This is a genomic window from Aeromonas enterica, assembly GCF_054052465.1.
Map to the genome: position 1 here is coordinate 1 of NZ_JBSTYL010000011.1, position 13,767 is coordinate 13,767.

9 protein-coding genes are annotated in these 13,767 nt (G+C 45.8%); 2 read left to right on the top strand and 7 right to left on the bottom strand.

Annotated features, from left to right (window positions below; genetic code table 11):
- Nucleotides 1-415: 415 nt before the first annotated feature.
- The 6 genes from ACW5XD_RS12920 to ACW5XD_RS12945 all read right to left on the bottom strand — a co-directional run bounded on the left by ACW5XD_RS12920 (nt 416) and on the right by ACW5XD_RS12945 (nt 6,643).
- Entirely contained in the window at nt 416-832 is a 417-nt protein-coding gene (locus tag ACW5XD_RS12920; protein ID WP_456495233.1) for a hypothetical protein, read from the bottom strand.
- Nucleotides 829-1,887: a hypothetical protein gene (locus ACW5XD_RS12925; protein WP_456495234.1), complete on the bottom strand. Its 1,059-nt coding sequence runs from the start codon at nt 1,885-1,887 to the stop codon at nt 829-831. Before ACW5XD_RS12925 ends, ACW5XD_RS12920 begins: the two co-directional genes overlap by 4 nt.
- A complete protein-coding gene (locus ACW5XD_RS12930; RefSeq protein WP_456495235.1) occupies nt 1,868-2,584 on the bottom strand; it encodes a hypothetical protein in 717 nt (238 codons plus the stop codon). The genes ACW5XD_RS12925 and ACW5XD_RS12930 overlap by 20 nt, the downstream gene beginning before the upstream one ends.
- Before the next feature lie 13 nt (nt 2,585-2,597).
- Nucleotides 2,598-5,360 carry a CS1-pili formation C-terminal domain-containing protein gene (locus tag ACW5XD_RS12935; protein ID WP_456495236.1) on the bottom strand — a complete coding sequence of 921 codons (2,763 nt, stop codon included), beginning with the start codon at nt 5,358-5,360 and terminating at the stop codon, nt 2,598-2,600.
- Nucleotides 5,357-5,860 (bottom strand): hypothetical protein, encoded by a 504-nt coding sequence (locus ACW5XD_RS12940; protein ID WP_456495237.1) that lies wholly within the window; start codon nt 5,858-5,860, stop codon nt 5,357-5,359. Before ACW5XD_RS12940 ends, ACW5XD_RS12935 begins: the two co-directional genes overlap by 4 nt.
- A gap of 192 nt (nt 5,861-6,052) precedes the next feature.
- Entirely contained in the window at nt 6,053-6,643 is a 591-nt protein-coding gene (locus ACW5XD_RS12945; protein ID WP_456495238.1) for a hypothetical protein, read from the bottom strand.
- Between the two features lie 284 nt (nt 6,644-6,927).
- On the opposite strand from ACW5XD_RS12945, the gene ACW5XD_RS12950 reads away from it, so the two are divergent.
- Complete coding sequence (locus ACW5XD_RS12950; RefSeq protein WP_456495239.1) at nt 6,928-8,538, top strand: EAL domain-containing protein; 1,611 nt, start codon at nt 6,928-6,930, stop codon at nt 8,536-8,538.
- Between the two features lie 103 nt (nt 8,539-8,641).
- Here ACW5XD_RS12950 and ACW5XD_RS12955 read toward each other — a convergent pair whose 3' ends face one another.
- A complete protein-coding gene (locus tag ACW5XD_RS12955) occupies nt 8,642-10,762 on the bottom strand; it encodes a phosphocholine-specific phospholipase C (RefSeq protein WP_456495240.1) in 2,121 nt (706 codons plus the stop codon).
- Nucleotides 10,763-11,768: 1,006 nt separating this feature from the next.
- Between ACW5XD_RS12955 and ACW5XD_RS12960 the strand changes: the two genes are divergently transcribed.
- Nucleotides 11,769-13,574: an amidohydrolase gene (locus ACW5XD_RS12960; protein ID WP_456495241.1), complete on the top strand. Its 1,806-nt coding sequence runs from the start codon at nt 11,769-11,771 to the stop codon at nt 13,572-13,574.
- The last annotated feature ends 193 nt before the right edge of the window (nt 13,575-13,767 follow it).

Consider the following 13,767-nt stretch of genomic DNA (forward strand, 5'->3'; position numbering starts at 1 on the left):
GACGTTGTTGGCACTGGGCTGATCGGCCGTCAGCAGCTGATCAAAACTGTCTCGCGCCAGCGGTGCCTGCACTTCGGCAGGGGAGCTTGTGTCCCCTCCCCCAGGACTGTCGGCCCCCCCACCGCACGCGGACAACAGCAACGACAGTGATAACAATAAGATTGCGCGTAACGTCATGCCAACTCTCTGTTCCAGGTATATCTGCCAACAAAAGCACACCAAAATTAAACATGAGCACAAGTGACCTACAGATCCCGGATGTTTTTTCACCGGGTTCTGTCACTGTGCAATATGGACTTCATTTACAGAGATTTTCTGATATTTCATCCTTGAAAACTCTGGCATTTACGAATCCAGTTTGACTTTTAACGAAATGGCATTTTTTATGGTGTCATATGGGTAGATTATAAAAATCCTAGAATTGTTTTTGAATTGCCAACATCAATTCATTGATGCTTTTCCCATCCATCCATGATACCCGCCCCCCCAGCATCAGTTTGCTGGCAGGTGTCATTCCAAACGACATGGCATATTCGACAAAGGGATCAAGATCACTTACCCCTGCCGCCATGATGAAATCGATATCCTTGGTGACAAAGAATGGTCTGGCAAGTGACAATTCAAGCGCAGGATCGAACCGCATGTCATCATGCTTATAATAGCGCCCCCCTGCTCCCCACAATAGCACGCTATCATCAGCTTGATATTTCAGCGTCACGCCCAATGTTGTATTGCTCCCCGCATAGAGGGCAGGTTCGATAAACCAATTTTCTGCCAACGCACTCATGGGCATGACAATCAAAGAAAACAGGGTTCCCAAAAATAATTTCATAAATTCGGCTCAAACATCACAGTGAAAACATCAGTGTATGTACCAGACTCTATACTGGCTGCTGGAATATCATTGTAACCAACATCAAAATGAAATTGCAGCATGGTCACATTACGCCCAGGAACCGTATTATCTGCATTTTGCAGCATGCCATTGTTCACAACCTGCGGTGATTCACATTCAGGACAACTAATTGAGTATGGAATGGTAGCGGCCCCTCCTACTTGCTCTAATTGATAGTCATCGGTCACGGAGTGGTTATCAAACACCATGTGCAAGCCATTACTGAAGTAGCCGTTGGCAGTAATCGTATATCGCGTAGTGCCAGATACAGTCAGTGCAGCCTTGTCATATACGGGTTCAATAATGCCAAAACCACTCACACTGATCGATGTGAGCATAGCGGGACTATATTGGATAGAAACATCCAGAGGAATGGCACCATTTCGGTATGTCACAGCACCGGTTGGGCTGATATAGCCATAAACACCATTAACGATAACACCACCACGATAAGTTCCCTCACCGACGCCGGCACTCGAAAATGCAGCGGCCAAATCAGGCAGCTTGATAATCGGCCGTAAAAAGCTGAAGGGAGTATAACTGCCAGTATCACTATAAAAAGCAGTATCAGATGTACAGAAGCCACTGCCCGACTTCATCAACCTGATCACGCTACCCATCTCCTGCGTGATGCAATTACCGTAACCTACCCAGGATGGCTTTGGCTTCGCCGTGAATAACGAGGTAGAAGTACCCCGGTTGTATTCAAGTCCTTCGACCGAGAGCGCTACGGTAACCGATTCCCCACTGGCATTATTCAATACAATACTCGTAGGTGTTGCCCCCCTGAACAATCCAGGGAGCCATGCACTGGTTGGCGTCAGATTACTGAGCGGCTGCCAATAACTTGTAGAGATATAATCCCCTTGGGTGACAGCATTTCGCCAACGCAATTTATCCCCTTTCAAGTTGCCATTCAGGGTAAAAGCCGAGGCTTGGCTGGCAATGCACCACACCAGTAAAGTAAACAGGCTATTTTTTAGTAGTGTCATGAAGCGTCATCTCTTTACTATAACTTTCATCATGGTTCACAATCAGTAAATTAATGGACTCTGATGCCAACCCGGCAGGCAATTTGAAGTCACGGGTGACGCCGGCCAATGCATAATTGGTGCTACGGCATCCGCTCTTGTCTGCCAGCACTTCACAGCGGTTAACGTGCAACTTCAAAAATGTGTTCCCCTTGTTGTTGATGTGAATCGTACCCGCCCGATAACTCACATCATAATCAACCTTGGATACCGTTGCCGGAATGATATAGTAAGGAGAAAATCCAAATAGAAAGTTCACCTTGCTTGCTTTATCTTCAGTGTTCTTCTTATATGGCTGGGGAATGAAGTTAAGCTGATACACTTTATCCACAGGTGAATCACAATTCTTTTCACAGAGGCTTTTTACTGCAAAAGTCTTCGCCTCGTTAGACTTGAGTATTGTCTTGCCAGGGCTGACAGCCAGATCCCACAGGGGGAAATTGGCTTTGGTCAACGGGATTTTTTTCAATGTGTTATTTTCAACCTTGACTTGACTGACCGTCGCCAAGACAAAAATAGGTTCCCGATTGTCATTGTTTGACAAGACAAATGTCCCATTACCATGTTTGTCACTGGCAAGCATCATATCGCTAATGGCAAATGCATTGGCATAATTGCAAATCAGCGACATCAATATGAATGGTATATATTTACTCATTTTTTATCCTCTATCAATTAAGTACGTATGTTGAACCAGGCTTGGCTTCAATTGCATAGGCCTTCATCGCATCAAGTTTAGAACCTTGCTCAGCCGTCAAGAAGCCGTCCAGTTTCAGAAACAGAAACTCTCGATTCCCTACCGTCTTGGTAATAAATTCAAACGGTTCGTCCTGTAAACCGGCGATCAATTTTTTCATCAACCCTTTATCATCATACTCTCCGACATAATAGAAGTTTTTGTCACTTCCCTTGGCAATCTGATAGCCTTCATCATCTATATCAAACTGCGGCATACAGAAATTCTCGCCCAGGTTGTGATTCCCGACCATGTTGAGATTCGGGATCAGGCAGCGTTGATTGTTAGCCTGCAGCTCATAAGGCATGCCCATTCTGACTTTGAATTTGAAAACACCATCTGATAGCTCTTCTACACTGACACACCCGACACCTTTGCATGTCACTGTATCAATTGCACGCCCCTCAAGATCATTAAAGATGGAAATGTATGAACGCACCTCATGCAGGTCTACATCCAGATTGACCAGAGTGCCAGGATAACTGCTGGCAATAGTACTGGACTCACCATTGTTGTAATAATCTGAACTCTCCATATCCAGTGACACCTGATACTCTTTATATTTTGTTAATGGATATAACTTGACATCATCATCCAGAATTACATCAGCCTCAGGGTCTCCATTCCGCTTTACTTTCACTACAGAGGAAAACAGGCGATCACTCTTTTCAGATAATGATGAGTCCAACGAAGTATTTTTCACCAATAAATAAGAATCAGCTCTGTCTGCGGTGGAAAATATATTATTCGAGGTAACCACCTGCGTTGTATGGAGACCACCATTCAAGCCTGCCTCACCACGACTATCAACATAGGCATAAGCGTTACTGGTCAATAGTTCATTATTGTAGCTACCATTGACAGACAGGTCCGTGGCCATATTGGTACTCTGATATCCGTCGTAAGACACACCAACTTCTCCAGACAGCGATGCGTTTTTCGACGACATAAGCTCATCTCGTGTATACGCCGTTCTGAATGAAGATCCTCCGGAACGCCCCGTATAGGCATTCATGCTAATAGAGGCTTTCGTTGTGATTGGTATCGATACATTCAAACCAAATGTATAATCGCTCTCAAATGTTTCATTTTTGTTGTAGCCAACGTTAATATCAATCGTGCTGTCTGCCAGCCAATGAAATGTATAGCCAGCACTGTAACTTTCATAATTGCTGGCCAAGCCATTGTCTTCATTAAAGATGTAATCGGTGACCAATATCCCCTTGCCTTTCGTGTAAGTGACGTAAGCATTGCCTGTACCGATCGGCTGATAATAACTCGCTGATATGTCATTATTAGAACCAAAACCGAATAAGTAGTTATCCAGCTCATCAAGGGTGTTATCCCCTCGATCATTGTATTGCGACCAGTCGACAGAGATATTATATAGTCTGACCCCTGCCTGGCTATAATTGCTGCTATTATCAAATTGGCCATATAATGCATGCGTTGAAAAATTTTCATTAAAATCAAATTTCAATGCAGCTTTGGCATACCAGGAATTTCGGCTGTTCAATAATCCGGCGGCAAGCGTGGTACCTTCACTCAACTTATAGGCCAGATCGGAGCGAAGAAATACCTGCTCATCGAATTCATCACTGAATTGATGAATCATCTCATCAGAAGTATCACGAGAGTCCCCCCCCATAAACTTTCCCAAGGTGAATTGATAATCCATCTCACCAACGGCAAGATTGTAATCATTATTATTATAAATCTTGCGATGTTCTTCCAGAATAACTTTGTCACCAACATAAACACGGATTATTGCGTCATAATTCCCTTTGGGAAGACGATAAAAGGAAATAAAGTTTTGACCTGCAACCGCATTTTCACTCAGAATAATTTTATCACCCTTGAGGACTTGAACACGCCCTGCCGAGGGAGATGAAAAATAAAGTCGCTTACTATTTTCTTTATTGTCTCGCTCCAATTCATTGGATGAACCAATCTTCAATGCGAGCTGATTGTATCGGCTGTCATCGGCCAACAACAAAGTACTGTTGAAAGCATAGAGAGCATCTTCACCAAAATAACCAAGCTGAACTTTCGATTTTGGAATCGCATAGGTATAACTGAATTCATTATACTCAAGCTTGTTATCACCCGTGGTGGATGATGAAAAATCACTGAAGAATTGCCCCCCCATCATGTGAAGTGTGCTGAGGTTATTCCAAGTGAGACTGCTATTCGCCGAACGATCCAGTGATGCATATACATCGCTACTGGAGATCAGTGCAGAGCGCCCGACTTTATCGGATATATATTGTTTTTGTCCGTTCTGGGTGCTCATCAGTTCAGGTGAGATAAAAAGTCGAACAAATTGATCATCCTGACTATACACAATGTCAAAACGGGAGCTGATAAACTGGCATGAATCGGTACTACCGACGCACTTGTCAGAAGAAGTCATGCCATTGACCAGTTCCTCGGAAAAACGTTCTGCACTGGCCTCATCGACAAAATGCAGCTTCATAAATTCCGTGAGCTTGTCTTTTTCTGACGCAGCCAAAAAAACACTGTCAAATGTACCTTCTATACTGGCTTCAATGAAATCCGAGTCACCAATATAGAACTTGGCCACCATTTCCTGACGTTCATAAAGATCAGCAAACCCCGCTGGCGGCACAATATCATTTGCCAAGCAACTGGCGGATGTAGCCATTAACATAGCCAACATAACTGCAAGATATTTCATATGTTCAGCTCCGCCAAAAGCACTACGCTACCGCCACAACGCAGTCCCTGTGCAATAATCTCTTGACTGGTCAGTTTGACCATATTTTCATTTTTTAAGTACCCATCACCGGTTACCAATGGAAAACTGTCAAAATTTATATGTCCATTGACAAATGGTTGTTCATCGATGAGTACACTGATGAAGTTCTCCTGAATGACAGTACCATCTCGCTGGCAGGTTGAAATATTGCTATCCAATGTGAGCTGATAGCCAAATCCAGTCTCTGCCTCGGGGATATTTGTCTCAATAGTCAGGGGTATCATCTTGTCCTTGAACTTGTTCTGAGCCTTGTCAAACTCCAGCTCCACAAAAGAATCCTCTAACTCAAAACGGGTAATGGTGTAATCAAAGAAATTTAACTTATTGAGATGGGTGACAGGTCTGAAATCATGGTTCAACCCGGCTGATATAACTGGCTTGGACACCAGAAAAAAGCATACTAGCCATAGTAGTCTCACGATAAACCCACCTATTGTTATCCGAATATGTTTTACATTTAATCTTTTGTGTAACCATTGAATTGATTCAATGTAAAAATTCCCAGCCAAAATGAGTCACGATAATACTCACTTTGGTTTCAGAACCTTTATTTATACTCATGCCCTCAATCGAGGGCATGAGTGACTGACTTGTCAGCTCTGGAAATGTAATTACAGACCCAGCTCGGCAGACACGACAGCGCTAACCTGAACTCGCTCACCGGCCTGGATACCGGGAATAACAGCATCGTTGGACACGTTGACAGCCAGTGCATAATCGTCATTTACCTTGGTACCGATATCCAGAGCGTTGCCATCGGCAACAAACTTGACGTTGGCACCGCTCATATCGGTGGTAGAGGCATCGACTGCATAGGATTGCAGCGTCCAGTCGACAGAGGTTGCGGTAATCGGGAGACCCACGACCGGTGCGGTCGCATCACCATCATTTTCGTGAGCTTCGATATTGATCGCGGTGGAGGTGAAGGTACCGTCTGTTTTCACATTCAGAAAACCAGCACGGATCGGGCCACCCAGTTCACCGGTGATGACAATGTCGTCGCTCGCGACAGAAAACGGCACCAGGCCTTTCCAAGTCAGAGTCTCCGCAGCCTGAGTCGGCAGCAGGGCCGCATTGGCACCAGCAGACATGATCAACAGACCGGCGGCCATAGTGATGACGCTTTTTTTCATTATTACACCCTCTTTAAAATTAGATACATCCAAAAATATATTCACAAAAATAGTATCGAACAGAAACATGCATTCAATTTGCTGCCAGCGTTTCGATGGCAGTATTTTCTGTCATGATTGATTTTGATTCATGACAAAAAGCGAAAACATTAGGATGGTTTACGAAATCACTTATATGGATTGATAGCCAACAAAAAGCATGTAACATCATAATTTATATGACATTTATATGATGAAAAAGCCATGGGAGGTGACTATTTCTGTTGTTTTCAACATTGTATTTTAAGGATTCAAATTCAATACTACATTCCCATACACGGTGGATAATCAATGCATGAACCAGGGTAATCACCATGAAGTCAAACTTGCCACAAATCACTTTCACAATACATTTCATTACATTAAGCCTAGCCCTTTCAGCTTCTGGTTATCTGGCTCATCGGATTGCAGAAGATGACATCAGGTCTCAATTGAACAGTTTTTCTTCGCGAGCCTTGGACAGAGCAGAAAAAGTATTAATTGATGCTCAGGTGGCTCTAATACAGGCTGACAAGATCAGCGAGATTAAGTGTTCAGCACCGTATTCAGAAAGGCTAAGAAGTATATCGCTGCAACATAGATATGTTCAGGATATGGTATATATGAATAACTCCGTAGTAGAATGCTCTGCTCTCAGGGAAAGTATGCAGATTGCCGTTCCAAAAGCAGACTGGAAAAACGAGAAGCATTTCTCTGCTTGGTATACCATGCCTTTTCAGCTCTACCCGGCATTTAAAATGTTTGGTCTCGGCTATAATCAATATCTAGCAATAATAGATCTCAGATCATTTATAGATATCGCACCTATGCATGATGAGAATGAATTAATGATGCTTGATACCAAAAATAATGCTGTCATTGCAGCATGGTCTGGCATGGACAAAATAGCCCTTCAGAAAGTATTAAAGCATGGTGAGAGTTCATTGTATAAAAATGACAGGTATTATACTATTCAACGTAGCAATTTATTCCCTGTGGCAATAGCAACGTCTCTGCCCGTAGATAAATATCAATCCGTGTTGCTAAAGAAATTGAAGCTATGGCTGCCACTCTCCGTCTGTTTAAGTGGACTTGCTTCATGGCTTATCACGAGATTATTAAGATACCGCTGTTCTCTCACCTTTCAACTCCAAGATGCCATAAAACGGCATAAATTGAGCGTCAGCTATCAACCGATAGTAAACTTGTCATCTAATATACCCGTTGGCGCCGAAGCCTTGCTACGCTGGCGAAGAACAGATGGCAGCATGATGTCACCCGATGTGTTCATTCCTCTTGCGGAGAGAAAAAACCTGATCACAGATATTACTCACGAGTTACTTAACCTGGTTTTTCTTGAAATGGGTGACTACTTGATAACACATCGACAAAAATATATCTCGCTGAATTTTTCAACTATTGACATACAGAATAAAAAAACCATGAACCTGCTTGACATGTATCTGAAAAAATACGATGTGAAGCCGAAGCAAATATGCATAGAGGTGACTGAACGTAGTTTTATGAACGTTAGTGAAATGAGCGAGATCATATCAAAAACAAGATCGATTGGTCACTGTGTATATATAGATGATTTTGGCACCGGATATTCAAACCTATCCTATTTGCAAGACCTGAATGTGGATGTAATAAAAATTGACAAATCATTCATCGCCACAGTACATCTTGATGCAGCGTCCAGTCTGGTCGCACCACATATTATTAATATGGCGCATTCATTGAATGTAAAAATGGTCGCTGAGGGTGTAGAAATACCTGCACAGGCAGATTATTTGAGAGCGAAAGGCGTACAGTTTGCTCAAGGCTGGTTATTTGGCAAGGCTATGCCATCAACTGACATGATTCGCCACTTTGACGAAACTGACCTCGGCAACGCAAGCGCGTCATCCAATCTCTTTCAACAAACACTAAAACAGATTTCATAATATATACGTTTATATTTCTTGTATTTCCAATAAATAAAATACCCCACCAATAAAACATGATAGTTTTATCGATGGGTATATTTTAATTTTATAAAATCGTCTTCTATCCAATGACTGCCATCATGGGATCTGACACGCTATGCTTGCCGGTCTCGATACGCCCTGCATAACGGCGCATAAGACCAGCATCAGAATGAATGGTAAAGTCATACCATCCCGCCTGTTTGATACAGTCAATCCGTTCTTTCCGCTCCTCTCGTGGTGTCAATGTCAATGTCGATTGATTACCAAGATATACGCGGTTATCCAGTGTCAGTGTGAGCGGATTATCTGAATGATTGGAGAGAGTCAGTAACAATGCAGGCTCCGTCAGGTCGTAACAAACACTCACTTCCATATAATGATCAAGACTGGCGGTTCCTGCAAAAGCACGATGGTAACCATTGGGACCCAATAACCAAAGATCATAACCCAGCTCCGGATCGATCAGCCACTCATCTTCGAGTGTTTCCTGGCTATCGATGGCATAGCGCCGAGGCACGGCATCCAGCTCAAGCTTGTTATAAACATGAATAAGCATCCCTTGTGACCCAGTGTTACTCATCTTCAGCATCACCCTGTCTGCCGTCAACTGCTCAGCATTGACATGCAACTCGTAGGGCAATGCTCTGGAAGGTCGAATACCAATGGTCTGTATAGGGAGCTGCTGTTTTTCTACCGCAGGCGGCAAAACCTGAGCCATCGCTTCTTGTTGTTTTACTAACGCATTGGCTTGTGATTTTTCGATCATTGGCAGGGTGGGAATGGTTTCATCATTGGGATTGCTGAAATTGAGCGTCGACTGCATATCACCACAAATAGCACGACGATACGGGCTTATATTCTCTTCTGCCACACCAAAACGGGCCTCTATGAAACGCAACACAGAGGTATGATCGAATACTTGAGAGTTGACCCATCCGCCACGACTCCAAGGCGACACAACGAGTGCCGGCACCCTGGGACCCGGACCATAAGGACGGCCGTCGCCATGATATTCATCTTTTGCATCCAGATTGCAGATACCCTGTGCATTGTCATCGAGGATAGTGGGTGGTGTAGGCGGCGGCAGATGGTCAAAAAATCCATCATTCTCATCAAAATTGATGATCAGTACCGTTTTGCTCCACACCTCGGGCCGTTCGGTCAATGCATCAAGCACTTCTTGCATATACCAGCCACCTTGCACCGGGCTTGATGGCCCAGGATGTTCAGAATATTTTGCCGGTGCGACAATCCAGGAAACTTGCGGCAAGGTTCCCGCGGCAATATCTTCACGCAAAGATGCCAGAAACCCCAAATCAGGCATAGTGTTGCTGACACCTTTCAATAACGGGCTTATCCCCTCGTCATCTGGTTTCCAGCCAGGGTAGGGAAAACCGTTTGCCAAATTACCTTTTTGCTTGTTTGCCAAACGATAGTTAACAAACCCGGAAAGGGCATTATCTGTGAAGTTGTCGGGTAAATTTTGATATACTTTCCACCGGATCCCCGCATCTTCAAGACGCTCCGGATAAGTGCGCCACTGATATCCTTCATTTGGGCTTCCAAGAGAGTCAAAACTGTTATCTATAGCTGGTGGATTTGGATCATCGGCATGATGATTTATCCCTGTCCATAAAAACAGGCGATTAGGATTGGTACCACCATGGAAGGAGCAATGATATGCATCGCAGATTGTAAATGCATTTGCCAATGCAAACTGGAACTGGACCTCGGCCTCATTATAATAGCCCATGGATTGTTGCTGTTTATATGTTGGCCATGCATCCATCCTCCCCTCATGCCATGCTTGCTGAGCATCATTAAATGAGTGAGGTGTACCATCCACACGTTGAGCATTGCCAAGGCGACTGTCCAGATGATAAGGCGTGAGCAAGCGAGTATCTCCTTCTTGCTCAAAACGTTGCCACCAGATATCCCCATTGACGGTAGGTATCGGGTGGCGATCGCCAAACCCGCGAACCCCCGTCATAGTGCCAAAATAATGGTCGAAGCTTCTATTTTCCTGCATCAGGACAATAATATGCTCTACATCCATAATCGTCCCGCTTGAGTTATTAGCTGGGATACTCAATGCCTTGGCAATCGATGGATGAATAAAACTGGCTGTAGCCGCCATAGCTGCACTGACGCCGGACAACTTCAGAAATGCACGTCGACTCTTGTTTGTATCATCTTTCATTTAAAATGCCTCTTTGCAGACCTTTAGTAAATGTTATTATTGTGGTGGACAATGCACCTCATTTGGCTCAATAATTATTGGTGGTTCGATGGTTTCCGGTTGCTCAGTGCTATTTTCATTACACCCCCAAAAAAATAGCACTGAACCTACGACCACCAATAAGCGCAGTAAGATTAAAAACCTTTCCGTTACATATTTCATGCTATCCAATCCAATTATCAATTCACCCTCAATGGTGACAACAAACACTAGCGTCTATTTATGAATGGGCGATGACAAAAAAATTATCATTATGCAAACAAGCCTCTACCAACATAATCATCAATATCGAACCATGACTTTTATTTCATGTTTTATTTCAAGTCTTTATATGAAAAGAGCAGATATTTCAACTGTGGCATCAATGTGACAACCTGAATGCTAGCTGTATGAACATGATTATTTATTAAGTGAGGTAATTATAATTAAACTCGAGTGTGTAGTGCCATGCGCAACTGTGGAATAGATAATAGTGGCGGATGAGCAAACCAATACGCCTGGAAATCCAAAGGCGAATCTATCAAAAACACATCGAACAAGCATATCCCACGCACTATGGTTCACGATGCCCTGGGTTCCCAAATTCGGATGGCTTTAATGAGACAACTGAATGCTGGATTGATCTGAGCACGGCCTCCCCTTCCATAGAATGGGGCGATTGGAGTCGCACTCGGCAGGGATGTGAAGAATGATTCTCAGACCACGACAACCCAGAGGAAGATCCGCACACTGGCGTTACAGGTTGTAACGCCATCATATCTCGTTACCGCGAACACCATCTGGCCCATAGCCCCGAGCCGCAAAGACAGGCCCTCTTCTTTTATGATGGACCTTGTCAATTTCGTTGCCACGTCACATTTGAGCGAGGTATATCCTTGTATATTCGACATATTTACTTCGAAAAAGCCTGATTGGGCAGGTGCCGTTGCCACTTTCCCCAGTGACCTTTCAGCATGGAGCATGCCAAATGAAAATCACCCCTATCGCCATCGCATTGCTGGCGGCCAGTTCAGCCAATGCCGCCAGCCCAGCCAAACCCACCGCCCAGACCATTTATCTCGGTGGCGATATCGTTACCGTCAATGATGCGGCGCCGACGGCGCAGGCGCTGGCCATCAAGAATGGCCGGATCCTGGCGCTGGGCAGCGAGCGCGATATCCTCAAGCTGCGAGATGGTGAAACCCGCGTGATCGACTTGCAGGGAAAAACCTTGATCCCGGGCTTTATCGATGCCCATGGTCATGTCTTCAACACCGGGATCCAGGCGCTCTCCGCCAATCTGCTGGCCCCACCGGATGGGGCAGTGACCAGCATAGCGACCCTGCAACAATCGCTACGAAACTGGGTCGCCAAGCCGCAAAACAGGGAGCACGGGATCATACTGGGTTTCGGCTATGACGACTCCCAGCTCAAGGAAGGGCGCCACCCCACCCGTCAGGAACTGGATGCCGTATCACAGGATCTCCCTGTGCTCATCATTCACCAGTCTGGGCACCTCGCGACACTCAATAGCAAGGCACTGGCGCTGGCCGGATTCGAACCCGACAGCAAAGATCCGGAAGGGGGCAAGATCCGCCGTGAGGCGGATGGCAAAACGCCCAATGGGGTACTGGAGGAAACAGCCTTCTTTGGCACCTTGCTGCCGATGTTCGCCAAATTGAACGACAGAGAAAACGAGGCGATTTTCAAGGCAGGCATGACACTCTATGCCAGCTTCGGTTACACCACGGCTCAAGAGGGGCGAGCCTCTACCTCCGCAGTCAAGACCATGTACCAGCTAGCCCAGAAAGCCAAGCTGCCCCTGGATGTCGCGGCCTATCCCGATATCCAGATTGCGCGGGATGTCATTGCCCCGCCCTACTACTCCAACCACTACCTGAACGGGTTCCGGGTAGCGGGGGCCAAACTCAACCTCGATGGCTCCCCCCAAGGCAAAACCGCCTGGCTGACACAACCCTATTTTATTCCGCCTGCCGGGCAAAAGGCCGGTTACAAGGGTTATCCCAGCATGAGCGATGAGCAGGCCGCCAGTTATATCGAACTGGCTCAACGCAATAGCTGGCAACTGCTCACCCACGTCAACGGTGATGCCGCCATCGATCAGTTGATCAAGGGGATTGAAGCCAGCGAAAAGAAACATGGCAAACCGGATCGTGGTTTTATCGCCATACATGCACAGACCGCCCGCAAGGATCAGGTCGCCTCGTTCCAGCGGCTCGGCATCTTCCCCTCCTTCTTCCCGATGCATACCTTCTACTGGGGGGATTGGCACAGTGACTCCGTGCTTGGCAAAGATCGGGCACAAAATATCTCTCCCACCGGATGGGCTCGTGAACTGGGGATGATCTTCACCTCGCACCACGACTCTCCCGTGGCATTGCCTGACGCCATGCGGGTCTATTATGCGACCGTCAACCGGATCAGCCGCACCGGGCGCGCCATCGGGCCGGATCAGCGGGTCTCAGCTCTGGATGGGTTGAAGGCGCAAACACTGTGGGCGGCAACCCAATACAAGGAGGAGCGCAGCAAGGGGTCGCTGGAAGTGGGCAAACTGGCGGACATGGTGGTGCTCTCGGCGAACCCGCTCAAGGTGAAACCGGAAACACTGGCCGACATCCGGATCGAAGAGACGATAAAGGAGGGTGTCTCCATCTACCATCGTGACGGACAGACAGCTCAGGAGTCGACCGGCTGCACGGACTCTGCACGCTGCAGTGCGGTGGCCACGACAGCCATGGTGGCAGCAGGCCTATTGCATCATCAGCCACACTAGACAGAAGCATGGCCTGACACACCTATACGCCCACGCCAGAACAAGAAATGCAAAAAGCCCGGTCGAATCATCGACCGGGCTTTTTCAAAAGATGGCGGAGAGACCGCCCGCCATAATATAGTCTAAAACCAGTCATGCAATTTCAAATAATCACTTTAAATCAAAATGTTATAAATAAACACCGTTCAATCCA